Genomic DNA, 24,310 nt, shown 5'->3' on the forward strand with positions numbered 1-24,310 from the left:
CTTAGTGAAAGCGATAGCCGATTGAGCGGACCGTCACCAGTACTCCAGTGATACCGTGTGCTTCGAGTTTGCGTCGGGCATTGTGGATGTGAGTATCAACAACACGCGCTAATGCATCGCTTTCGGGTAGGCAACGGCTTAGCAGATCTTCGCGGGAAAAGGCTTTCTGTGGTGCGCCAAGCAGTACCGCTAGCAAGTTGAACTCGGTCGGGGTGAGTTCAACCAGAACATCTGGCCCTGCTTCGGTTTTTACACCTACGGTCCTGCTGTCCAGGTCAAGCCACAGCGCTTCAAATTGCAAGCGGCTGTCCTTCGTTTGCACCGGCTGTATCCGGCGAAGGACGGCATGTACTCTGGCCACTACTTCTTTGGGATTATAGGGCTTGACCACGTAGTCATCGGCACCATATCGCAGTGCACCGAGCTTTTCCGGCTCGTCGCCAATCGCTGTCACCATGATCACTGGCGTACTGCCTCGCTTTCGAATGACATTGAGTACTTCGGCACCATTCATCAGCGGCAGCATCATGTCGAGTAACACCAGATCGGGTTTGAGCCGGTGGTGCAACTCAGTGCCTTTAAGACCGTCCTCTGCGATGGCCACCTCAAAGAAGTCGCGCTTGAGGTAAGCTTCGAGAATGCTTGCACTGTCAGCATCATCCTCGACGATTAAAATCAGTTTACTTGTCACTTTGGCCTCGAAATGATTGCCTGCGTTCATCTGTGAAGTGCCGGCAGGCAAAGCGTGCGAACAGAACTCGAGCGCACGACGATACGCGGCAGAGCTGAAGAACGGAAGCAACGGCTGTATCGATCAGCCGTTACCGCTGATGACGAGCCAAGCGTCGATCAGGTCATGCAGGAAGACCGCTCAAAAGCTGTAGTTGACGCCGATAAAGCTTGACGCGGTTGTGTCGGCAGTCACCACGGGGCTTTTGCGTACTTGATCCGTGTAGTGGGTGAGCTCAATGCCCGCAATCGTTGTCCAGTGTTCATCGAATCTGTGCAGCCAGCTCAATTCGGTCGAGTAAGCGTAGATACCGTTGTCGGCCTTGAAGCTGTCGAACCGGGAGTTAACGCTCTGCTGATCAGTCACGCCGTAGTAGGTTTGATTGAAGCGGCCATTACCCGCATGCGCGTCAACGCGCCAGGCCACGTTGTCATGGTCGTCGTGCAGCAGTGTCGCTTCGAGACCCAGGGCATATTGGTCTCCTCGTTTTGCACCGCCCAGGCGAAATTGGGCATGGGTATCAAGTGCCAGCCAGGAAGTCAGTTGCTGTGCAGCATGCAGATTAAGCACCGTGGCGCCGCCGACTTCTCCCATGCCCTTGAGCTTGTCAGAGCCGTAGCGGGAGTCGCTGTCCCCATCGGCGCGTCCCAGGTCGTAGCCGATCGAAGCGCGGGCACTGAAACCTGCGTCAGTTCGCCATTGCAGGCCCAGGCCATCGTCGGAATCAAGGAAAAAAATCCCTCGTTCTATGTGAAGCACGGGTGCAGCATCGGAGGTGTAGTTTTTAGAGCCTTGATAGCGAGGCGTATAGGCCGCCATCAGACCAAGTGTAACGAGCGTTTCGTCGCCCCAGATACTTGTATCGTCTGCCGATGGTTCATCTGCCTGGGCGTAGGAGGAGAGCGCTGCATTGAGCGCCAGAGACGTAATTAGAACTTTGCGAACTGCATGGATAACGGGCACAAATTTTTCCTTTTGTTTTCAAGATGGGATAGCCAATACATCGGCTCCGTGGAGGCACGGTCAATAGAGTCGCGAAACTGCCCAGTTGGAGTTGTTGATAAATGGGACAGCAATCCCATTCGTTGTTGACTGGTGTTGACCGAGCAGCTACTTATGGTCGTGGTGGCAAAGGTAATTGCAGCGGATACTAAAATAACTGGCGCATTGTGAATCGAATGAGAGGTATTGGATCTATTCATTGTGGCAACCTGACCAACCAAGCTTGCGGTGCGTATCTCAAGGAGTATTGAAGGTTTCATCAAGAATTGGTCAAGATGCTACCTAGATAGTGAAATCTGCGCCTACATGACTAATGGGCGCCCAAACGGCGGAGGAATTTCCGACTGAATTTTTGATGCTCATTCCCCGGCGGGTCACATAGCACCACCGCGTCGCGGCTACTAAACCCAGCCGGATTGATCCCGAATAGGTAATCGTTGTTGTCTTCTTGGGCCATGTTGGACTGGGCGACCACCTCATAGTTTGTTGAGCCACAGCTCTCCTCAGCCTGCTTGAGGCAGTGGGCCCAAGAAGAGGTGAGGCCAGAGCAGCTTATGTAGAGGAAGTGCTTGCCGTGCCAAGTCCGATCAGCCATGACTGTAGCGCAGCCCGTGATAGTCATCAGTATCAGCACTAGACTTAATAGACGAAGCTTGAAGGGCGCAGTCATGGTTATGCTGCTCTGATCTAGAGTTCATGGCTGTAAAAGACAGCGATAGATTCAATTCCTTGATTCGGCTCTTTTATTCCTGCGTTGGAGTAATGAATGATTCGCGCGCCTAGCTTGTCCTGGTTGGCGAATTTAAGGCCGAAACCAAGACGGTCTTCGAAATTGAAAGCTGAGCCCAGCTGCTTGTCGCCGACCCGGGTAGCCGAAAAGAGTGAAACGCCGATCCCGGCTTCGATGAATGGGGTAATGCCGGAGTCGGTCTTGAACTCATAGACAAAAACGGGTGCAAACGAGAGCGAGGTCTGGTCTGACGCTTTTTTGCCTGACTCCCAATGAGTCAATCCCGTATCCCAATAGCCGGTCAGGCGCCCGCTGTTGCTTTCCCACCAGCTCTTGTTCCAGTTGAAGCCCATGCCCAATCGGGCGGTGAGACCACCTTGAATGGTAGAGCCGAGCGCGCCGCTGATGTTATGTGCGCTGGCACCGGATGCTGAAATGAACATGACCAAGGCTGCTGGCAATTGGATGAAGAACTTTCTCATGGTGCCCCGAGTAAACTAAAGAAGGGAGCATGAGAGTGCCGCAGGATTATCAAGATTCTGTCAATTCCGTCAGGAGCTGCAATCTGCGTAGTCCAGGATCTCGCCGCGGGCAGACCTCAAGATCAGGCTGGGCTGGCCATTCCAGTTGCCTTCGGTAAGCGCGTAGACCTGGCCGCTTTCGAATGTTGTCCAGCTGAGGCTCTTTGAGCATTCAGTCAACCGATCTGCGGCGGTGGTGAGCTGCGCTTGGGCTTCGATCACGTGGGGGCCGGGCACTAATGAGTACGCTGTGCTGCCATCAGCCGGCTTGCCATCGATGCTTTGTATGGCCAGCATCTGAGCGTTGATTGATGGATATATTTTCAAGCGGGCCAGTTCGGGCTCGCTGTTCCAGAGGGCGCTGCAGCCAGAACCTATGAGGCAGATCAGCATGGAGGAGCCGATTTTAAATGGAACGGATGAATGCCGCATTTTTAAACCTTGAATTGATTTTTCGATCGTTGCTGTTGCAAATGTTGATCTTGACAGTGGTCTCCTTATCATCGAAGAGTAAAGTGAAGAAACGATCAACAGTGAATGAAGATTTCATCAAGACGAACAGGTGCGCAGCCATGTGATACTTTCAGTCAACGACGTCATATCTCCGCTAGCCTCGGTGAGGCAGAATGCATCATGGGTGATGTTTTTTAGACTTGCAAAATTTAAGGTTGATCATGCTGGATGCGATAGTTCTGATATCTCCAATGGTAACCCTGTACTGCCTGGCGGCGGTATTTATTGCCGCATTGGCGCGCGGGTTCTCAGGATTCGGTTTCACGATGCTTGCGATCATGTCGCTGTCGTTTGTGGTGCCTTTGACGACTATCGTGCCGGCGATGGTAATCCTAGAGATAGTCGCCGGTGTGAAACTACTTCCCGCCATCTGGCGACATGTACATTGGCGGTCGATAAGGGTATTGACGGTTTCCTCGATCATTGCAACGCCCTTGGGGGTCTACCTGCTCGCCAGAATATCCGGTGAAGCCGTGAAGATCGTGCTGGCAGTGCTTATCACGGCTTGCTGCTTGGTGATGATCAGCGGCTACAAACTGCAAAAAATGCCGTCGATGATTCAAACTGCCGCCATCGGAGCGGGAGCAGGCGTTCTCAATGGTTCCTTGGGGCTGGGCGGGCCACCTGTCATCGTGTTTTTCCTAGGGTCGCCTTTGGCGCTGGAGGCAGGCAGGGCGTCCATTATCGCTGCATTTCTGGTCATGGATTTGGCAGCACTGCCAGCTTTTTGGGCGCTTGATCTGTTCACCTCGCAAGCGCTGCACTTGGGGTTGCTGAGCTTACCCGTGCTTGCAACTGGAGTGTGGTGTGGCTCGCGTCTGGTTTCCGGGATGAATGAAATCACGGCGCGCAAGGTGATCATGGTACTGCTGCTGATTATGGCTGTCGGAAGCCTGATCTGATGACTCCCAGCTGCGCTGCATGAGGCATGGGCTATGCTGAAGGCAAATGTGCCTTCGGGTCGTCCGTGGGCGGCGCTGAAATGTAAAATTGTGCTGTGAATCGTCCTTTTCTTTATAGACGGGGGTTGTATGCCACTACAGAATCTTCCTACGTCTCGAAGAGTCGATCGCCATGAAACAACAAAAAAATTGGGCTGACGATTGTTCTGTGTGTTGCCTTGGAAGCCAAGGTCAGCCTGTCCGATTCAATGCTTGCTATAGCATGCTCAGCTTATTTTTGAGCAGCGCTCTTCTTATTGCTGCGCGCCTGTTTATTGATGAGGTGAGCGCATTCTTTACTAGATTTTCTTTAATGTCATGTGGCCAGGGCCAGGCAGGTGTGCTGGTGGTTAAACTGAGGCTATACGTCTATCTGCGAAGGAAAGGGCGGTTGCGAAATTAAACTTCCGCAGTTGTATAAGAAGTTCGCGCACTGTTAAGCAGGATCGTGGTTTGTTGCATGGGGTATCGTGCACGCTGCGCGGTGTTCGGTTTGTTTGTTGTTGGCTCGATACAAAATCAATAAAAGAGGGTACTGCACATGAATAACCTGAGGCGCGAGGCAGCCGTGGGCGTGGTGGTGGGTATTGGGATGAAACGTGCACTGTCAGCGGTGTCGCTGGCCATGGGGCTGACCATGCTGATGCCGGTGGCCCAGGCTGCAGACTGCGGATCGGTAACAATCGCCAGCATGAACTGGGCTTCGGCGGAGTTACTTGCTGAGGTCGACAAGTTCATCCTGCAAAAGGGTTATGACTGTGACGCCAGCATTGTGCTTGGAGACACTGTGCCAACCCTGACCTCTATGGCGGAAAAGGGTAAGCCTGACATCGCGCCCGAGTCGTGGACTAGCCTAAGGCCTCCTATAACCCAGAAGAACATTCAGGAAGGCAAACTTCTGATCGCCAGCAAGGCATTCACTGACGGTGGCGTTCAAGGCATCTATGTGCCCAAGTTCATTGTTGACGAACATCCTGATATCAAGACCATTGCTGATGCCCTCAAGCATCCGGAGTTGTTCCCCGATCCGGAAGATCCTTCCAAAGGTGCATGGTCGGCCGGCCAGCAGGGATGGGGCGGTACCATCATCGCCAGCCAGTACTACAAGGCATATAAAGGCAAGGAGGCGGGCTTCAACTTGGTCGACACGGGGTCCGCTGCGGGCCATGACGGCTCGCTCATCCACGCCTACGAGCGCAAGAAGGGCTGGATCGGATATTACTGGGACCCAACCTCACTTTTGGGCAAGTACCAGATGGTTCGTCTGCCCAGTGGCGTGCCCTATGACGATGCCGAGTGGAATCGTTGCAACAAGGTTGAGAAATGTCCGGACCCCAAACCTAACGAATGGCCGGCAGATGAAGTCAACACCATTGTTACCAAGTCGTTTTCCGATCGGGCAGGGGATGCCTACAAGTATCTGACTAGCCGCTCTTGGCCGAATGCGGTGGTGAGCAAGATGCTGGCCTGGATGGCAGACAACCAGGCCACTGGTGAAGACGGGGCCAAGCAGTTCCTCAAGAAGAATCCCGATGTCTGGAGCAAGTGGGTGAGCCCGGACGTAGCCGAAAAGATCAAATCAGCATTGTAACCACCGGCTGGCCCGGCGCCACTCGGCGCCGGGCCATACCGCCGGGAACAACAAGAAAGCGCCTGGTAAACGGGTATAGGTACGCATATGAGCTGGTTTCAAGATTTTCCTCAGATGGATGAAGACGCCCTGCGCAGCCTCAAGCAGGTGATCGACGAAGGTTTCCGCACGTTTACGCGTAGCCATGGCGAGGCCATCGAAGGCTTTTTTGCTCCACTTCAGAAGTTTCTGCTGATTTCTGAACGCTTCATGACTCAGACACCTTGGCCGATCATCGTACTGATCATCCTGGCCATTGCCTGGGGCGCCAGCCGAAGCATCAAAGTGGTAATCGGCGCGCTGGTGGCACTGATGGCCATCGGGTATTTCGGCATGTGGGACGACTCGATGCGCACGATCTCCATGATCTTCGTCTGCACCGTGCTCTCCATCGTCATCGGCTTGCCTATCGGTATCATGATGGCGCGGTCCGAGCGGGTTCAGCGGGTGATTAACCCGGTGCTGGACGTTATGCAGACGATGCCGAGTTTCGTGTATCTGATTCCGGTGGTCATGCTGCTTGGCATTGGCAGGGTCCCTGGGTTGATCGCGGTGGTTATCTATGCGATTCCGCCCATGATCCGCATGACAAACCTTGGTATCCGTCTGGTGGATAAGGATGTGCTCGAGGCAGCTGACGCGTTTGGGTCCTCCAACTGGCAAAAACTACGCAACGTGCAATTACCGCTCGCCTTGCCGACCATCATGGCCGGCATTAACCAGACCATCATGATGGCTCTGGCGATGGTCGTCATTGCCTCGATGATCGGTGTGCAGGGCCTGGGCCAACCGGTGCTCAAGGCTATCGCCAACCAGTATTTCACCTTGGGCATTTTCAACGGGCTAGCCATCGTCGGCATCGCCATCATTTTCGACCGAGTCAGCCAGGCTTACGGGCAACGGCTTCAGAAGCACCTGGAGGTGGTCCATGGCTGAGCAGACATTCGACGGCATCAAGATCCGTAATCTGTACAAGATCTTCGGCCCTCATGCGGCGATGCATATCGATGCGGTCAAGCAGGGCATGACCAAGACCGAATTGATGGAGCGCCATGGTCACGTCCTGGGACTTCGTGACATCAATCTGGAGATGCCTGGCGGCTGCATCCAGGTGATCATGGGGCTTTCCGGCTCTGGCAAGTCGACGCTGATCCGTCACATCAACCGGCTCATCGACCCCACCTCAGGCGAGGTATTGGTCAATGGTGTCGATGTCGTGAAAATGAGCCCTGATCAGCTGCGGGATTTTCGCAGGCAACAGACTGCGATGGTATTTCAGAAGTTCGCCTTGCTTCCACATCGTAACGTGCTGGAGAACACGGTCTATGGGCTGGATATCCAGAAGCTGCCGCGGGGCAAGAGCACCGAAATCGCCATGCGCTGGATCGAGCGCGTGGGCCTGAAGGGCTTCGAGAAGAAGTATCCGAATCAGCTTTCCGGCGGTATGCAGCAGCGGGTGGGGCTGGCACGCGCGCTGGCCAATGATGCGCCGGTGCTGCTCATGGATGAAGCCTACTCAGCACTTGATCCATTGATCCGCATGGACATGCAAACGGTGTTGCTTGACCTGCAGAAGGAAATCAGGAAAACCATCGTGTTCATCACTCATGATCTCGATGAGGCCCTGCGTCTGGGCGACCAGATTGCAATCCTTCGCGATGGCCAGGTAATCCAGCAGGGAACCAGTCAGGACATTGTGCTACGTCCAGCCGATGACTACGTTGCCAATTTCGTGAAAGAGGTGAACCGGGGCAGGGTGCTGCACGTCGAAGCCGTGATGCAGCCTTTGCGTGCGGGCAGTGTAGGAACCAGCACTACTATCGTGGCCGGGACCACAGTGGAAGAAGCGGTGCGCCTGCTCGTCGGTGCGCCGGAAGGTGATGTTACGGTTGTTTCAGCTACGGGCAAGCCATTGGGTACAGTGACATTCCGCCGTTTGGCCGAGGCAATGGTCAATGCCAAGGATTCTCCAGGCTCTCGCAACCCTGGATTGGTTGTGGCGAAGTAGGCGCTCAGAGTGCCGCTAATGGGTGGGGCCAACGTAAAGCGGGCCTCACCCGTTATTAAAATTACGATGACTCGTCCCACTCGTTATATGAGCAACAGTTTCACGGTGACATAGTACAAGCATGACGCCGCAGCGCATTGTTTGGCCCAGGCCCCTTGATGCACCGCGGTCAGTGCACGCTGATCAAAAAGGCAAAGGGGAAATCATGAGCGTTTTAGGAATTCTGGGTGTCGGCGACCTCACGGACAAGCTGGTACGAGGCCTGCGCCGAAGTGGATACGACGGTACCATTCTGCTCTCTCCCCGCAATGCTGAACGTGCTGCACTTTTGGCGGCAGAGTGCGATTGCCGCATACTGGACAGCAACCAAGCGTTGGTCGATGGCGCCGACACGGTCGTCATTGGCGTCCGTCCCCGTGCGATGGACGATCTAGCCGCCCAAGTCAGATTTCGGCAAGGGCAGCACCTCGTGTCGCTGATGGCCGGCATCTCCCTCGAGCAATTGAGCGCCGCGTTCCCGGGTGCGGAGTGTGTTCGTGTCATGCTCTCCTACGCGGCGCTGTTCAACCAGTCCACAGTGGTCATCTGTCCGCCGCATCCGGCCACAGAGCAGTTGTTGCAGCCGCTGGGGCAGCGCGTGGTACTTGATGATGAGGCATCATTCGAACTTGCAACCGTGGCAGCTTGCATGAACGGCTGGTTCTACTTCCTGCTACACGATCTCCAGCAGTGGCTCAGTGAAAAGGGGCTGTCTGCTGAAGACGCGCGAACCCTGGTGCTGGGTAATCTTCAGGACTGTATCGCGCGGGCACAGTATCACCCTGAGCAGTCGCTCAGCGCGCTGGGGCAGAGCATCGCGACGCCTGGGACCTTTACCTATGCTGGGCTCGAGGTGCTCATGCATCAGCCTGCGAGTGCCACCTGGGGGGCCGCGTGCGAGGTTGTGCTGGATGCGTTGTTGACCCGGTCCAAACTGGAGTCTCAAGGGCGCTAAGGTATCCAGTCAGTAAAAGCGGCCTCACGTGATGCAAGGCCGCACGCAATCCGTCAGGTGCGGCGTTAATGCTGGAACCTTCCCACCAGATTTTGCAGCTCGCCGGAGATGCGTGACAGGCGCTGCGAATCGCCATTGGCGCCTTCCGCCAATTGCTCGACCAGTCGAGCATCTTCATGTATCTGGGTGATGTGACGATTTATACCTTCAGCCACCTGATGCTGCTCCTCTGCGGCAGTGGCTATCTGGGTATTCTGATCGCGGATTCGGTCCACGCTGAGGCGTATCGACTCGAAGCTGTCGCGGGCCTGGCGGATGTTCGCGACACTGGTGTCTGAGATAGTCAGGCAGGTTTGCATCTGCCGAGTTACCTCCTGCGTCCGCCGGCCCAGCCCGGTGAGCAGCGTGTCGATTTCCTCCGTGCATTCTCCCGTGCGCCTTGCAAGCGCGCGGACCTCGTCTGCAACCACCGCGAAGCCACGCCCTTGATCGCCCGCGCGTGCTGCCTCGATCGCGGCATTGAGCGCCAGCAGGTTGGTCTGCTCAGCGATCGAGCCGATAGTGCCGAGAATGGTGTTGATGTTCTGGCTATCGCGTTCGAGCTGCTGCATCGCGGCTGTCGAATCACGCAGTGTATCGCCCAGGCGCGAGACGCTGGTGGTGGCCTCTACGATACGGTCCTGGCCGTCGTGCACCTGGCGTTGGCCGGCGTCGGCAGAGTCGGCGGCGTCGCTGCAGGAGCGCGCCACTTCGTTGGCGGTTGCGACCATTTCATGAAAAGCCGTGGACACGAGCTCCACGGATTCTCGTTGCCGGCCTGCCGCATGGTTCATTTGTGCAGCTGTCTCGATAGCGCTTGATGAGGCCTCATCCAGTTGGGACGAAGCCTGGCCGATCCGTTTGACCAGTTGCCGGATCGCCCCCAGGAACTGATTGAACCAGCGTGCCAGCACTGCTGTTTCGTCGCGGCCTTGCACGGCGAGGTCGCGCGTCAGGTCGCCTTCGCCCTGGGCGATATCCTCGAGCCCTCCTGAGACGGTCAGGATTGGGCGCACGATGAGGCTGGCGAACCAGAAACCGAGGCAAGCAAACACCAGCACGAGCACTACCACAATGGCGGCCACCAACCACGTGAGCCGGTTGGCGGTCGCCATGACTTCGTCCTGCTCGATCAGGCCGATGAATTGCCAGCCTAGTCCGGGTGATTGCCAGCTGTTGGCCATGAAGTGGCGCCCGCCCAGGGTCACCTGCTTGGAACCTGTGAACCCGGCGAGTGCTGCATAGCCGTCGCCCAGGCTGGCGAGTGATTTGAAGTTGTGGGTGTCGTCACTCGGGTCTGTAAGCACATTGCCATTGCCTTCGATCAGCATCAGGTAACCGGTATTGCCGAGCTTGATCTTGCGCACGATATCGGTGAGCTGATTAATGGAGACGTCAAGGGCGAAGACTCCGGCGGGTTTGCCAGAAGCATCGCTGAAGGTGCGCACGGTACTGAGCAATATGGCGTTGTCCGCAGGCCAGAAGTAGGCGCCAGAGCGCATGACTTTTCCTGGTTGTGACATGGCGAGTTGGTACCAAGGCCGCTGCTTGGGGTCGTAGCTGTGCCGCTGAGGGTCTTCAGGCCAGGTGGCGAAGGTGCCGTCCTCCCGGCCAAGCGACAGGTATGCGGTTCCTGGGTGGGACTGGGCGAAGTGGTCGAAAATCTGCGCCAAGTGCTGATGCTCGGGTGACAGCGCAATGCTGGCTGCTGAGTCCGACGTATAGTCCTTCAGCGGTTGAGTGCTGATGACTTCAGCCCGCGTTGAAAAGTCGTTTACGTTCTGCGAGATACCGTCGAAAAACAGCATCATAGCGTTCTCGATCTGGCGCATTTCGCGGCCGGTGCTGTCGACAAACCCAGCCTCGGCCTGGCTACGCGCGTTCATCAAGACGATGGCTGCAACCAGTAACACGGGTGCGCAGGCGATGGTTGCGAAGGCCAGTGTCAGTTTGTTTCTGATGTTCATGATTGACCCATTGAATTTATTATTGGCCAAAAAAAAGCTTCCGATCGATCACTTCAATCGGAAGCCTTGTCAGCGAGTGTGCGCAGGAGCGCACTCGATCAGGTCAAGCCCAGATGTCACCGATGGTGAAGCCTTCGGTGAACGGATCGTCGTGATCCAAAACGAAGGTGTTCAAGCCGTAGATCCAGCTGGTGCCGGTTACGGTCGGGACCACGGCCTTGTGTTGGCCAATGGTGGTTTCTTCGATCAAGCGGCCGGTGTAGATGTTGCCCAGAATGCCCTGATGACGGAAATCCTGGTTCAGTGGCAGCTCGCCCTTGGCGTGCAGGGTGGCCATCTTGGCGCTGGTGCCGGTACCGCACGGGCAGCGGTCCAGAGCGCCGGTCCAGGTGGCCGGGTCATCCCAGGAGAAGGTGCCCGAAGACATGGTGACGGTATTTTTCCAGTCAGCTTTAGGGTCGTCGGATGGGCCGGACAGTTGAGAGATTGTGATACCGACACCCGGGTAGTCCGGGTGGGCGACAGGCAGTTGTTCGATGGCCGCTTCGCGAATCATCGACGAAACTCGGGCGATCTCGCCGCCATGCTCCGGCTTGAGCTCTAGTCCCTTGAACTGGCGTACGTCGGCGATGACGTAGAACATGCCACCCCAGCCGACGTCGACCCGCACTTTACCGAGGTGAGGAACATCAATGACTGCATCCAGGTGTGCAGCGAAGGCTGGCACGTTCTGGAAGGTGACACCTTTGACTTTACCGTTTTCGCACTGGGCCTTGATGCGGATCAGGCCGGCAGGCGCTTCCAGCACCAGTTCGGTCAGCGGCTCCTTCATAGGCAGCATGCCCATTTCCAGCAGCACGGTAACGACCGAGATGGTGTTGCCGCCGGACATCACCGGATACTCGATCTGCTCCATGATGACGTAGCCGGCATCCGCTTCCGGGTGGCAGGGCGGAACAATGATGTTGCAGCAATGCGCCGGGTAGCCGCGAGGCTCGCGCAGCATCAGCTTGCGCAGTTGGTCGTCATTCTCTTCCAGCCATTTCATCTTGGCGTAAACGGTATCGCCAGGAATGTGCGGCACGCCGCCGGTGATCACACGCATCGGGGTGCCGGCGTGGGTGTCTACCGCGTGGATGGTTCTTTTGAAGGCCATGGGGGAGCTCCAGCTTATTGTTCATATGATCAAGCACGCACCCTGGCACTGCGAATTCCGGGCGGGCCGGAACCCGCAGCGCGCTGGGGCAAAATCTAACAGACAGCAGAACGTGCGGGCGGAGCACCTCTGCGTGTGCGAGCACTCTCTCACCCTTGAGCCTTGAGACCCTATAACGTTTGAGACAGCTCATAGAATGTTCGGGCGCTGAGATAAAGTCATTATCGTCACCCGTGCGATTTTTTCTCGCTTGGGCGATTCATACGAATAGTTGTCTCAAACGTTATAGGGCCGCCCGGCATGCGATGCGATAGTGATTGGCAGGTGGGGCGCGGCAGTTGGTCGCAGCTCTAAGTTTATGATTTGTTTGAGGGAGTGGTACCGAGCAAGCACGCGACATTCGTCAGCGCGCAAACTTGGCGTGCCCGTCAAGTTATATATTCATACTTTGCGTCACAGTGATTGGCTGGGCGTTACTGCAATAACAAATACAAAAGGAAACTTCAATGTCGAGTTTCAAACGATCCATTGAAGACGCTTCCCTTAATGGTTTCCATAAGAAATTGGCGTTTTCTACATCAGGCAGCCCGTTCCTCGACGGCTATGTCCTGAGCATCATCGGTGTGATCATGTCGCACCTGACTTCTGCCTTGCAGGTCGATCTGTTCTGGGAGGGCTTGATCGCCTCTGCAGCGCTGATCGGTCTCTTCTTCGGTGGCTTCCTGGGCGGTTGGTTCACTGATCGCTATGGCCGCAAAATGCTCTACGTGATCGACATCGGTGTCATCATCGTCATTTCAATCGCCCAGTTCTGGGTGGATTCTGCCTGGTTGTTGTTTGTCTTCCGGCTGGTAATCGGGGTAGTGGTAGGGGCTGACCTGCCAATCGCCACGTCGCTTCTAGCCGAATTCCTGCCCCGTACCGCGCGTGGCCCGTTGTTGGCGAGCATGGTCGTGAGCTGGTTTGTGGGTGCTGCGCTGGCTTATGGCGTGGGTGAAATGCTCATGCGCCTTGGCGGTGCTGACGCGTGGCGTTGGGTGCTGGCAAGCGCGGCGGTGCCAGGGTTGTTGCTGTTCATTCCGCGAATGCTGACCCCTGAGTCGCCGCGCTGGCTGATCAGCAAGGGGCGTATTGCCGAGGCGGATGCGATTATCAAGCGTATCTACGGGCCTGATTACTGCTCACGTGACCTGCCGGAGCCTGCTGCCAAGAAGAAGGTCTCCGTTGCATCGTTGTTCCATTCCGGCTACGGCAAGCGCATGGTCTTCGTCACCCTGTTCTGGACGTGCTCGATCGTTCCCTTGTTCGCCATCTACGCATTTGCCCCGAAGGTGCTTCAGGCGTTGAAGCTTTCGGATGACATGGCGAGCGTAGGGTCGATCGCCATTACCGTGATGTTCGTGATCGGTTGTCTGGCGGCGACCCGTGTCATCAACACGATGGGTCGGCGGCCGATGGTGATCCACAGCCTGCTCTGGTCAGGCGTTGCACTTGCTGTGCTGGGCATGTTCCCGGATGCGGCGCCGATAGTCGTCCTGTTCCTGTTTGGTGCGTATGCGTTCCTGATCGGCGGGGCGCAAGTGCTGCAATACGTCTATCCCAATGAGTTGTTCCCGACCGAGATCCGCGCTTCAGGTGTGGGCCTGGCAACCTCGTTGTCGCGCATCGGCGCTGCGGCCGGGACCTACTTGGTTCCAATTTCCCTGGCTTCGTTGGGCATCGGTCCGACCATGCTGGCGGCTGCGGCCATTTCTTTGTTGGGCGCCCTGGCTTCGTGGTGGCTGGCGCCGGAGACTGCGAAGCTCGACCTACAACAGGCATCTGCCCTGGATGGGTGCGCAACTGCGCGCTGATCCAGCCATAACCATCCGTTTGAGGATTTATCATGACCCAAGTTCTTACCGTTGTGCGCCAAGCTGCTGAGTCGCCGCTGGGTGAAAAAGCCCCTGCCAAACTGCCGGTTGGTGAGCTGATCGCTCACGCAGCTACTGGTCAGCATCAGGCTGATGATGCTGTGAATGCCAGCATTGGCGTGTGGGAAAGCTCGCCGGGCGTTTTCCGTCGTCACCTGACCAACCGTGAATTCAGTCACATCATCAGCGGTTCGTGCACCTTCACGCCTGATGGTGGTGAGCCGGTGGAGCTGCGAGCAGGCGATGCCGTACTGTTCCCGGCAAACTGCGAGGGTGTGTGGGATATCCGTGAAACCCTGCGCAAGACCTACGTGCTGTTCTAAGGAGCGTCGCATGATCGAGCGAATCAATCCCGGCAAGCGTGCCAGCCAGTTGGTAATCATCGACGGGCGTATCGAAACCTCGGGTATCGTGGCTGAAAACCTCGATGGTGACATCGCCGAGCAGACGCGCTGCGTGTTGCGTCAGCTCGAAGCTTGGTTGGCCCAGGTAGGTGCCAGCAAAGCCAACGTTTCGCGCGTGCAGATCTGGCTGGCTGATATGGCCGAGTTCGATCGTATGAACGAGGTTTACGATGCATGGGTCGGCGACCAGCCGCCTGTGCGCGCCTGTGTGGGGGCGCCGCTGGCTGCGCCGGGCTATCGCATTGAAATTCAGGCGTTTGGGCAGCTCTGACCTGCGCTTGAGCAAAGAAACGCCGCATGTGGATTGCGGCGTTTTTTTTTGCCTAGAGGTCTGGGTCCAGGCCCGCGCTGTCGCCATGCCAGTCGAAGCGCTCCACCTCATGCCGGCGCTTGCGGAAGGTATAGGGCGTCTCGCCGTATTGCTTACGGAACCACAGGATGAAATGCGAGGCGTCGGAGAAGCCGCAGGCGAGGGCGATGGTGGTGATGTTCTGGCTGGTGTTGACCAGCAGGCGACGGGCATGCTCCAGACGCAATTTACGCCAATAGTTAGCTGGCGGCTCCTGCGTATTGGCCACGAACTCGCGGTGCAGTTGGCGGGGGTGCGTGCCTACGGCTTCTGCAACGGTCTGCAACGTCATCGATGCATCCAGATGCGCGCGCATGAATTCAATGGCGCGTTGAACACGGTCGTTCTGATACACGCTTTCGCTGGCCGCTGCTGCCTGCTGCTCTTCCCGTCGCTCTTCAACCAGCAGATATTCCAGGCCCTTTTGCGCGCGCACAGCGCCGCAGTGACGCCTGATGAGGTTGGCTGCCAAGTCGATTGCTGTGCCGCCCGGGCATGTGATGATGCCTCGATCATCGACATAGCTCTTGTCGATGACCATCGTGGAGGCGGGGAAGCGCTCCTTGAACTCATCGCGCAGGGTGAAGTGCACGGCGCAGCGTCGCCCATCCAGCAAGCCGGCTTTGCCCAGTACAAAGGAGCCGGAACAAAGTGCAATGATGGGGATGTTTGCAGTATTGACCGCGCGCAGTCCATCCAGCAGCCAGTCGGGCGGGTTGCGGGTTTCCCCCAGAAGCCCGCCAGCAAGCACGATGTAATCGTACTGGGCGAACATGTTCAACGGCTTGGTCGGGTGGATGGGCATGCCGCAGCTGGCGGTGATGGGTTGATCGTTGAGGGTCATCCAGTCCCACTGGCAGAAAAGTTGTTGGCTGCGGAAGGACTTGTCTGCGGCAAAGCGTAGCGAATCGACCAGGCCAGCTACCGGGACCAGGGTGAACTGATTCAGCAGTACAAAACCCACGCGCAGCTCGGGCTTTACGGGCAGTTTGATGTCTGCTTCAAGCGGAGTGTCATAGAGCGCTTGGTGAACCATGGACGACTACCTCAACTCATCATGTCTGCACACATTTTAGATGCTGTAGTGGGTCCGGAATATCATATCAATCTCAGCAAGTAGAAAAATCGGGACAAATGGTAGCTTTTGCGCGTGCTTCTACTATCAATTGTCATACTTGTTACAGCGAGAGTGCCCCAAGGGTGAGCATTATGTTGCAAAAACCAACATGCTCTCACGCTCAAAGGCACCAACACTATGTACCGTGGATTCTGGTATGCCCAGGCACTCGACCTGGATAGCGATCTCGCCCCTGCCTTGCAGGACTCGATTCAAGCAGACGTCTGTATCGTCGGCGGCGGGTTTCTCGGTTTGTGGTCGGCCATCCGCCTGAAACAGGCGCATCCGGAGAAGACCATCGTCATCGTCGAACGCGACCGCTGTGGCTCTGGCGCCAGCGGGCGCAACGGCGGTGTCGCCACCAACTGGTGGGGTAAATACCTGTCTGTGCGCACTATCTGCGGCGACGTCGAGGCGCGTCGCATCTGTGAAGCGGCAGAATCGGCCATCGATGAGATCGGCAGCTTCTGCCAGGAGCACGGCATCGACGCCCAGTACCGTAAAGACGGCTGGCTGTGGACGGCTACCAACCAGCGCCAAATGGGCTCCTGGAAAGTGCTCACCGACGGCCTGCAGAAACTTGATGTCAACCCGTTCCAGGAGCTGGACCGTGAGACCATCCGCGGTCGCGTGGGCTCGCCGCTGGTGCTCGGTGGCATTTATGACCCGAACGCTGCCACCGTGCAGCCAGCAATGCTGGCGCGCGGTCTGCGCCGGGTGGCCCTGAAGCTCGGGGTCAAGATCTTCGAAAAATCGCCGTTCACGCACCTGGAGCGTGGCAAGAACCCGGTGGTGCACACTGCCATGGGCCGTGTGAAAGCCAATCACGTGGTGCTGGCATTGAACGCTTGGGGCGCGCAATTCCCCGAGCTGCGCCGCATGATTGCCATCATGTCCAGCGACATGGTCGCTACCGCGCCAGTGAAGGCCAAGCTTGATGCTATCGGCTTCAGCGGCGGTGAGTGCATGACCGATTCGCGCACCGTGCTCAACTACTGGCGCAACACGCCGGATGGCCGCGTGGTGTTCGGCAAGCCGCTGGGTCAGTTCGCCTACGCTGGGCGCATTGGCAACCTCTATGAGAAACCTTCGCCGGCCGCAGACAAAGTCGCTGCTGAGCTGCGTCGCCTGTACCCACAGCTGGCTGACGTGCCGGTGGTGAGCAGCTGGACTGGCCCGATCGACCGGGCGATGAAAGGTTTGCCGAACTTCGGCTACCTCGATCATCACCAGACCGTCAGTTATGGCATCGGCTTCTCGGGTAACGGTGTCGCCACCACGGTCTTCGCCAGCCGCATCATCAAGTCGCTTGCCACACATGCCAATGACGAGTGGGCCAACTGCGGTCTGGTTAACCAGAAGATGAAGCTGCTGCCGCCTGAGCCGTTCCGCTTCTTCGGCGCGCACATGGTGCGTGATGCACTGGTGCGCAAGGAATCGTTGGAAGACCACGACCAGGACGCCGGTTTCATCACTCGCCAGCTGGTTGCCATGGCACCGGCCGGCTACGTCCCAGCCCAGAAAAAATAAGTATCAGAATCATGAGCGAACATATCGTTTTCCTCGATGACGAGGGCCTTGCGGCTTCGACCCGTTTGAAGCGCCCAGACTGCGAGCACACCTGGCAGCAGTTTGCCTACACCCACCCTGATCAGGTGCTCGAGCACCTGAAGGATGCCACCGTGGCTCTGACCTGCAGCGTGCCGCTGCGCGAGGAGCATCTGCGCCAACTGCCGAAGCTGAAGATGATTTCGCTGGCATTGACTGGTCGCGACATCGTTGATGTCGAGTACTGCGAGGCCCACGGCATCGAAGTGTCCAGCGTGCCCGGTTACGCTGCCAATACCGTCGCTGAGCACAGTATGGCGATGATGCTGGAGCTGTTCCGTCGCCCCGCGGCTTTCAACCGCCTGATGCGCAAGGTGCATGCAGGTCAGGCCGAGTACAAGAATATCTATTTCGACCACCGCATCCGTGATGTGCGTGGCAAACAGATGGCGATCATCGGCAGTGGCCCGATTGCTGTGCGGCTGGCTGAGCTTGCCCGTGCGTTTGGCATGGAAGTGCTGTTCGAGGACCGCGGTGGCAAGCGCCCGGGCCCCGATAGTCGTTCCCTGGAAAGCCTGCTCAAGAGCTGCGACGTGCTGTCGATCAATGCGCCGCTGACGCCAGAAACCTATGACCTGATCGATGCTGCAAAACTGGCGACCATGAAGTCCGATGCGCTGGTGATCAATACCGGTCGCGGTGGCATTGTCAACGAAGCTGCCCTGATCGACGCCCTGCAAAACGGGCGCTTGGGCGGTGTGGCGTTGGACGTGGTTGAAGTAGAACCGCTGCATCCGAGCAACCCGCTGTTCCAGCTGATCGACCGGGACGACTTCATCCTCAATCCGCACATTGCCTGGAGCAGTGAGGATGCCATGCAGCAGTTGATGGATCGCGCCGTCGACAACATCACTGATTACGTTGCCCGCCACGCCACCGATAAAAGGATCCGTACCGCATGACCATCGCCACAAAAAGCAGCTTCGTTGACGGCGCTTTCGTCGCTCTGGACAGCGGCGCCGATATCCTCGAGAACCGTAACCCGTCCAACCCTGGCGAGGTCGTCGAGCGTTTCGTGCGCGCCGATCAGGAACTGACCGAGCAGGCCATCGCCGCCGCCCGCCGTGCCCAGCCAGCGTGGGCGCGCAGCAATCCACAGCAGCGCGCTGATGCGCTGGATTTCATCGGTACCGAGATCCTTGCGCGCCGCGAGGAGCTTGCACTGCTGCTGGCTCGCGAAGAAGGCAAGATCGTTCGCGAAGCGCTGGGCGAAGTCGACCGTGCAGGCCGTTCGTTCAAGTTCTACGCCCAGGAAGCGTTGCGCGCCGAAGGCGAGAAGTATCAGTCAGTGCGCCAGGACGTAGGCATCGATGTGTTCACCCAGCCACTGGGTGTCATCGGCATCATCGCACCGTGGAACTTCCCGATCGCCATTCCGGCCTGGAAGATCGCCCCCGCGCTGTGCTTCGGCAACTGCGTCGTGTTCAAACCTGCCGAACTGGTGCCGTCCTCGGCCTGGGCTCTGGCCGAAATCATCAGCCGTTCCGGTCTGCCAGCGGGCGTGTTCAACATGCTGATCGGCCCTGGCCGCAGCGTTGGCGACACCATCATCCGTTCGCCGCACATCGATGGCATCAGCTTCACCGGCTCGGAAAACACGGGTCGTCAGATCGCCAGGCTGGCGGCTGAAGGCATGAAGAAGGTCCAGCTGGAAATGGGTGGCAAGAACCCGCTGATCGTGCTGGACGACGCCGACTTGGAGCAGGCGGTGGACGTTGCGCTCAACGGTTCGTTCTTCAGCACTGGCCAGCGCTGCACAGCAAGCTCGCGCGTCATCGTCACCGAGGGTATCCATGACGCGTTCGTAGCGCGCCTGGCCGAGCGCACCCGCGCCCTGAAAGTCGGCGATGCACTGCAGGCTTCCACCGATATTGGCCCAGTGGTCGATGGCCGCCAGCTGGAGCAGAATCTGTCCTACGTAGCCAGCGGCCGCGAGCAGGGGGCGAAGCTGGTATGTGGTGGCGAGCGCATCGAAAACGAGGCGGGCGGTTACCTGTTCACCCCGGCGTTGTTCACTGAAGTGACACCAGAGATGCGTATCTACCGCGAAGAAATCTTCGGGCCGGTGCTGAGCGTGCTCAAGGTTCGCGATTACGAAGCCGCCTTTGCTGCTGCCGAAGATACCCAGTTCGGGCTTTCCGCCGGTATCGTGACCACCTCGCTTCGTTACGCCGAGCATTTCAAGCGCAACAGCTCGGCAGGCATGGTGATGGTCAATTTGCCGACTGCTGGTGTGGACTACCACGTCCCGTTCGGTGGTAACGGCGCTTCAAGCCTCGGCTCGCGCGAGCAAGGCACGCATGCTCGCCAGTTCTTCACCCGCGTCAAGACCACGTACCAGCTGGCCTAAGAGCCTACCTGTACCCGAAGTCCACCCACGGGGCCGCTTGCGGCCCCGCGGGTTCTGCTGCGCCTAATACTCTGAATTTGAGGTTACAAGAAAAATGGCCAAGGCCGCCGATGTTGTTGTGCAATGCCTGGAAAACGAGGGTGTCGAGTATGTGTTCGGCATTCCTGGTGAGGAAAACCTCGACCTGCTGGAATCCCTGCGCAAGTCGAAGATCAAGCTGGTTCTGACCCGCCACGAGCAATCCGCGGGCTTCATGGCCGCCACCTATGGCCGCCTGACCGGCAAGACCGGCGTTAGCCTGTCGACCCTCGGCCCTGGCGCCACCAACCTCGTGACCGCCAGTGCATACGCTTACCTTGGTGGCATGCCGATGATGATGATCACTGGCCAGAAGCCGATCAAGAAGTCCAAGCAGGGCCGCTTCCAGATCATCGACGTGTGCGGCATGATGGACCCCATCACCAAGTACACCCATCAGTTCGCTTCGGCTGATAACATCCCGGCCCGGATGCGTGAAGCGTTCCGCCTGGCGGAAGAAGAGAAACCGGGCGCCGTGCACCTGGAACTGCCTGAAGACATCGCTGCCGAACAGACCGATGCCCTACCGGTTCCACGCAGCCTGCACCGCCGCCCGCTGGCCGAGCACAAGTCGATTGAAGCCGCCGTTGAAAAGCTGCAGAGCGCACGCAGCCCGATCCTGGTGATCGGCGCCGGCGCCAACCGCAAGATGACCGCCAAGGTCCTCCAGCAACTGATCGACAAGACCGGCATCCCGTTCATCACCACCCAGATGGGTAAAGGTGTGGTCGACGAGCGCCACCCGCGCTTCCTCGGCAACGCTGCGCTGTCGTCCGGTGACTTCGTTCACCGCGCTGTAGAAGCCGCCGACCTGATCATCAACATCGGCCACGATGTGATCGAGAAGCCGCCGTTCTTCATGGTCCGTGGCGGTACCGAAGTCATCCACATCAGCTTCCGCTCCGCCGAAGTTGATGCCGTGTACTTCCCGCAGGTGGAGGTGATCGGCGACATCGCCAACGCCGTGTGGCAGATCAGCGAAGCGCTGAACGACACCGCGCATTGGGACTTTACCCGCCTGATGACGATTCGCGAAGCCAACGAAGCGCAGATCGCTGAAGGCGGCGACGACAACCGCTTCCCGGTGTACCCGCAGCGCCTGGTTGCCGACATACGTCGTGTGCTGCCGTCCGAAGGCATCGTCGCCCTGGACAACGGCATCTACAAGATCTGGTTCGCCCGCAACTACAAGGCGCACAAGCCGAACACCGTGCTCCTGGACAACGCCTTGGCGACCATGGGCGCCGGCCTGCCATCGGCCATGGCCGCGCACCTGGTGCACCCGGAACGTCCAGTAATTTCGGTGTGCGGTGACGGCGGCTTCATGATGAACAGCCAGGAGCTGGAAACCGCAGTCCGTCTAGGCATGCACATCACTGTGGTGATCCTGCGTGACGACGGCTACGGCATGATCCGCTGGAAGCAGGCCAACATGGGCTTCACCGATTTCGGCCTGGACTACGGCAACCCGGACTTCGTCAAATACGCCGAAGCCTACGGTGCCAATGGCCACCGCGTGGAAAGCGCCGAAGGCCTGCTGCCGCTGCTGGAGCACTGCATCAATACGCCAGGTGTGCATGTGATCGACTGCCCGGTCGACTACAGCGAAAACGATCGCATCCTGAATATGGACCTGCGCGAGCGCAGCGCTGCTATCTGAGGAGCTGGACATGCAATTGAAAGATCCACAACTGTTCCGCCAGCAAGCGTTCATCAATGGGGAGTGGCTGGATGCTGATAGCGGTCTGGTTATCCGTGTGACCAACCCGGCTACCGGTGAAATCATCGGTACCGTGCCGAAGATGGGCACTGCGGAAACCCGCCGCGCCATCGAAGCTGCCGACAAGGCCCTGCCGGCTTGGCGTGCACTGACCGCCAAAGAGCGCTCGAACAAGCTGCGTCGCTGGTTCGAATTGATGATCGAGAACCAGGACGACCTGGCTCGCCTGATGACCACCGAACAAGGCAAGCCACTGGCCGAAGCCAAGGGCGAAATCGCCTATGCCGCCTCGTTCATCGAGTGGTTCGCCGAAGAAGCCAAGCGCGTCTACGGCGATACCATCCCGGGTCACCAGCCCGACAAGCGCCTGATCGTCATCAAGCAGCCGATCGGCGTTACCGCAGCCATTACCCCGTGGAACTTCCCGGCCGCGATGATCACCCGTAAAGCCGGCCCGGCCCTGGCTGCTGGCTGCACCATGGTGCTCAAGCCTGCTTCGCAGACCCCGTACTCCGCCCTGGCGCTGGTCGAGCTGGCCACCCGTGCCGGCATCCCTGCTGGGGTGCTGAGCGTCGTTACCGGTAGCGCCGGCGAAGTCGGCGGCGAACTGACCGGCAACGCCCTAGTCCGCAAGCTGTCCTTCACAGGCTCCACTGACATTGGCCGCCAGCTTATGGAAGAGTGCGCCAAGGACATCAAGAAGGTTTCCCTGGAGCTGGGCGGCAACGCTCCGTTCATCGTGTTCGACGACGCTGACCTCGACAAGGCCGTCGAGGGCGCGATGATTTCCAAATTCCGCAATAACGGTCAGACCTGTGTCTGTGCCAACCGTATCTACGTGCAGGACGGCGTCTACGACGCGTTCGCCGAGAAACTGGCCGCTGCTGTCGCCAAGCTGAAGATCGGTAACGGCCTGGAAGAAGGCACCACCACTGGCCCGCTGATCGACGGCAAGGCTGTCGCCAAGGTCCAGGAGCACATTGACGACGCGGTCTCGAAGGGGGCCAAGGTGCTTGCGGGTGGGCAAATCATCGAGGGGCATTTCTTCGAGCCTACCATCCTGATTGACGTGCCTAATGAAGCTGCCGTCGCCAAGGATGAGACCTTCGGCCCGCTGGCACCGCTGTTCCGCTTCAAGGACGAAGCCGAAGTCATCGCCATGTCCAACGACACCGAATTCGGCCTGGCTTCGTACTTCTACGCCCGCGACATGAGCCGTGTGTTCCGTGTTGCCGAAGCCCTGGAATACGGCATGGTGGGTATCAACACCGGCTTGATCTCCAACGAAGTGGCACCGTTCGGTGGCATCAAGGCGTCGGGCCTGGGCCGCGAAGGCTCCAAGTATGGGATCGAGGACTACCTCGAAATCAAGTACCTGTGCTTGAGCATCTGAAGACGCGGTTTCACCAATGCCCGGCTTCGGCCGGGCCTCTTGAAAGGAACGTCATCCATGCAAGCTTCACAGCAACGCAAATGGGCTCGCTCTGGCATCGAGACCAGCGTCATGGGCTTTGGCGCTGCCCAATTGGGCAATTTCATGGCCCCTATCAGTGAAGAGACAGCGGCAGAACTCATCCAGGCCACCTGGAATGCCGGCATCCGGTTTTTTGACACTGCACCGAGCTATGGCCACGGCCTGAGCGAAGCCCGGTTAGGCCAGGGGTTGCGCTGGCAGCCTCGCGACCAGTTCGTACTGGCTACCAAGGTAGGTCGGTTGCTGAAGCCCCGCCGTCGTGAAGAGATCGATTTCGGTTGCTGGATCAAAGGACTGCCATTCGAATGGCGGTTCGACTACTCCTATGACGGCACTATGCGGTCCATTGAAGACAGCCTTCAGCGCACGGGGCTTGAGTACATCGATGTCGCGCTCATTCACGAAGTGGATGTCTACACCCATGGCAGTCAGCAGCCGGAGGTGTTCGATCACGCCATGAACGGGGCGGGCAGGGCGCTGCTCGAGCTGCGCGATCAAGGCGTGGTGAAGTCGATCGGCATTGGTGTCAACGAAAGCGACGTGGCCCACGAAGCCATCCGCCGTGTCGATTTCGACTGCTTGCTGCTGGCAGGTCGCTACACGTTGATCGAGCAGAATGCCTTGGACGCATTTCTGCCACGCTGTGAGGCACAGGGTGTCTCGGTAATCGTCGGGGGTGGGTACAACAGCGGCATTCTGGCTACCGGTGCGGTGCCGGGGGCGCGCTACAACTACGCGCCGGCGCAAGCGCCCGTACTGCAGCTTGTGAAGTCGATCGAAGACGTCTGCCGGGAGTTCAATGTTCCCCTCAAGTCGGCAGCGTTGCAGTTCATCGCCGCGCACCCAGCGGTAGCGAACATCATTCCCGGTGTCCGCAGTGTTCGGCAGCTCACCGAAAACATCGTGACCTTCGAGCACGACATTCCTCACGAATTCTGGCACGAACTGAAGCGGCGCTCGCTCATCCGCGAGGATGCGCCTACCCCGGCTTCACGCTGATACCGCTTTTTGATCCTGGTGGATCCAGCGAGCATTTGCCTCACCGGTCGGTGCTCGCTTTTTTTTT

The 24,310-nt window shown here is 58.1% G+C and carries 21 protein-coding genes; 14 read left to right on the plus strand and 7 right to left on the minus strand.

Annotated features, from left to right (window positions below):
• Window position 1: 1 nt before the first annotated feature.
• From ACIPZ8_RS15035 to ACIPZ8_RS15050, 4 genes are all read right to left on the minus strand, one after another.
• Window positions 2–691 carry a response regulator gene (locus tag ACIPZ8_RS15035; protein ID WP_400725025.1) on the minus strand — a complete coding sequence of 230 codons (690 nt, stop codon included), beginning with the start codon at window positions 689–691 and terminating at the stop codon, window positions 2–4.
• 180 nt (window positions 692–871) lie between these two features.
• The gene (locus ACIPZ8_RS15040; RefSeq protein WP_400724424.1) at window positions 872–1,693 is read right to left on the minus strand and encodes a MipA/OmpV family protein; all 822 of its coding nucleotides are present in this window, start codon (window positions 1,691–1,693) and stop codon (window positions 872–874) included.
• 726 nt (window positions 1,694–2,419) lie between these two features.
• Entirely contained in the window at window positions 2,420–2,944 is a 525-nt protein-coding gene (locus ACIPZ8_RS15045; protein WP_400724427.1) for an acyloxyacyl hydrolase, read from the minus strand.
• 69 nt (window positions 2,945–3,013) lie between these two features.
• Window positions 3,014–3,415, minus strand: a complete 402-nt coding sequence (locus tag ACIPZ8_RS15050; RefSeq protein WP_400724430.1) for a hypothetical protein — start codon at window positions 3,413–3,415, stop codon at window positions 3,014–3,016.
• 242 nt (window positions 3,416–3,657) lie between these two features.
• On the opposite strand from ACIPZ8_RS15050, the gene ACIPZ8_RS15055 reads away from it, so the two are divergent.
• The 5 genes from ACIPZ8_RS15055 to ACIPZ8_RS15075 all read left to right on the plus strand — a co-directional run bounded on the left by ACIPZ8_RS15055 (window position 3,658) and on the right by ACIPZ8_RS15075 (window position 9,069).
• Window positions 3,658–4,398 carry a sulfite exporter TauE/SafE family protein gene (locus ACIPZ8_RS15055; RefSeq protein WP_400724433.1) on the plus strand — a complete coding sequence of 247 codons (741 nt, stop codon included), beginning with the start codon at window positions 3,658–3,660 and terminating at the stop codon, window positions 4,396–4,398.
• 580 nt (window positions 4,399–4,978) lie between these two features.
• On the plus strand, window positions 4,979–6,028 hold the full coding sequence (locus tag ACIPZ8_RS15060; RefSeq protein ID WP_400724436.1) for an ABC transporter substrate-binding protein: 1,050 nt from the start codon (window positions 4,979–4,981) through the stop codon (window positions 6,026–6,028).
• A gap of 114 nt (window positions 6,029–6,142) precedes the next feature.
• Entirely contained in the window at window positions 6,143–7,003 is an 861-nt protein-coding gene (locus ACIPZ8_RS15065) for an ABC transporter permease (protein WP_400724439.1), read from the plus strand.
• Complete coding sequence (locus tag ACIPZ8_RS15070) at window positions 6,996–8,075, plus strand: glycine betaine/L-proline ABC transporter ATP-binding protein (protein ID WP_400724442.1); 1,080 nt, start codon at window positions 6,996–6,998, stop codon at window positions 8,073–8,075. Before ACIPZ8_RS15065 ends, ACIPZ8_RS15070 begins: the two co-directional genes overlap by 8 nt.
• Before the next feature lie 205 nt (window positions 8,076–8,280).
• Entirely contained in the window at window positions 8,281–9,069 is a 789-nt protein-coding gene (locus tag ACIPZ8_RS15075) for an NAD(P)-binding domain-containing protein (protein WP_400724445.1), read from the plus strand.
• Window positions 9,070–9,134: 65 nt separating this feature from the next.
• Here the strand turns inward: ACIPZ8_RS15075 and ACIPZ8_RS15080 are convergent, their stop codons facing one another.
• Both ACIPZ8_RS15080 and ACIPZ8_RS15085 read right to left on the minus strand, forming a co-directional pair.
• A complete protein-coding gene (locus ACIPZ8_RS15080; RefSeq protein ID WP_400724448.1) occupies window positions 9,135–11,075 on the minus strand; it encodes a methyl-accepting chemotaxis protein in 1,941 nt (646 codons plus the stop codon).
• Between the two features lie 103 nt (window positions 11,076–11,178).
• On the minus strand, window positions 11,179–12,231 hold the full coding sequence (locus ACIPZ8_RS15085) for a proline racemase family protein (RefSeq protein WP_391135987.1): 1,053 nt from the start codon (window positions 12,229–12,231) through the stop codon (window positions 11,179–11,181).
• Between the two features lie 506 nt (window positions 12,232–12,737).
• On the opposite strand from ACIPZ8_RS15085, the gene ACIPZ8_RS15090 reads away from it, so the two are divergent.
• The 3 genes from ACIPZ8_RS15090 to ACIPZ8_RS15100 are packed head-to-tail and all read left to right on the plus strand — an operon-like array spanning window position 12,738 to window position 14,819.
• Window positions 12,738–14,084 carry an MFS transporter gene (locus ACIPZ8_RS15090; RefSeq protein ID WP_400724450.1) on the plus strand — a complete coding sequence of 449 codons (1,347 nt, stop codon included), beginning with the start codon at window positions 12,738–12,740 and terminating at the stop codon, window positions 14,082–14,084.
• A 32-nt stretch (window positions 14,085–14,116) separates the two neighbouring features.
• On the plus strand, window positions 14,117–14,467 hold the full coding sequence (locus ACIPZ8_RS15095) for a cupin domain-containing protein (RefSeq protein ID WP_391135982.1): 351 nt from the start codon (window positions 14,117–14,119) through the stop codon (window positions 14,465–14,467).
• A 10-nt stretch (window positions 14,468–14,477) separates the two neighbouring features.
• Window positions 14,478–14,819, plus strand: coding sequence for a Rid family hydrolase (locus ACIPZ8_RS15100; protein WP_391135979.1), 342 nt, complete (start codon window positions 14,478–14,480; stop codon window positions 14,817–14,819).
• 52 nt (window positions 14,820–14,871) lie between these two features.
• Here the strand turns inward: ACIPZ8_RS15100 and ACIPZ8_RS15105 are convergent, their stop codons facing one another.
• Complete coding sequence (locus tag ACIPZ8_RS15105) at window positions 14,872–15,933, minus strand: GlxA family transcriptional regulator (RefSeq protein WP_400724454.1); 1,062 nt, start codon at window positions 15,931–15,933, stop codon at window positions 14,872–14,874.
• 219 nt (window positions 15,934–16,152) lie between these two features.
• Here ACIPZ8_RS15105 and ACIPZ8_RS15110 point away from each other — a divergent pair, with 219 nt between their 5' ends.
• The 6 genes from ACIPZ8_RS15110 (at window position 16,153) to ACIPZ8_RS15135 (ending at window position 24,243) form a co-directional block, all read left to right on the plus strand.
• Entirely contained in the window at window positions 16,153–17,544 is a 1,392-nt protein-coding gene (locus ACIPZ8_RS15110; RefSeq protein ID WP_400724456.1) for an NAD(P)/FAD-dependent oxidoreductase, read from the plus strand.
• A gap of 11 nt (window positions 17,545–17,555) precedes the next feature.
• A complete protein-coding gene (locus ACIPZ8_RS15115) occupies window positions 17,556–18,524 on the plus strand; it encodes an NAD(P)-dependent oxidoreductase (RefSeq protein WP_391135970.1) in 969 nt (322 codons plus the stop codon).
• The gene (locus tag ACIPZ8_RS15120; protein ID WP_400724459.1) at window positions 18,521–19,972 is read left to right on the plus strand and encodes an aldehyde dehydrogenase family protein; all 1,452 of its coding nucleotides are present in this window, start codon (window positions 18,521–18,523) and stop codon (window positions 19,970–19,972) included. Before ACIPZ8_RS15115 ends, ACIPZ8_RS15120 begins: the two co-directional genes overlap by 4 nt.
• 94 nt (window positions 19,973–20,066) lie before the next feature.
• Complete coding sequence (locus ACIPZ8_RS15125) at window positions 20,067–21,710, plus strand: acetolactate synthase large subunit (RefSeq protein WP_400724462.1); 1,644 nt, start codon at window positions 20,067–20,069, stop codon at window positions 21,708–21,710.
• Window positions 21,711–21,720: 10 nt separating this feature from the next.
• Complete coding sequence (gabD, locus tag ACIPZ8_RS15130) at window positions 21,721–23,163, plus strand: NADP-dependent succinate-semialdehyde dehydrogenase (protein WP_400724465.1); 1,443 nt, start codon at window positions 21,721–21,723, stop codon at window positions 23,161–23,163.
• A gap of 57 nt (window positions 23,164–23,220) precedes the next feature.
• A complete protein-coding gene (locus ACIPZ8_RS15135; RefSeq protein ID WP_400724468.1) occupies window positions 23,221–24,243 on the plus strand; it encodes an aldo/keto reductase in 1,023 nt (340 codons plus the stop codon).
• Window positions 24,244–24,310 lie beyond the last annotated feature (67 nt).

The sequence above is a fragment of the Pseudomonas sp. NPDC089422 genome (assembly GCF_044749405.1).
Classification (GTDB): domain Bacteria; phylum Pseudomonadota; class Gammaproteobacteria; order Pseudomonadales; family Pseudomonadaceae; genus Aquipseudomonas.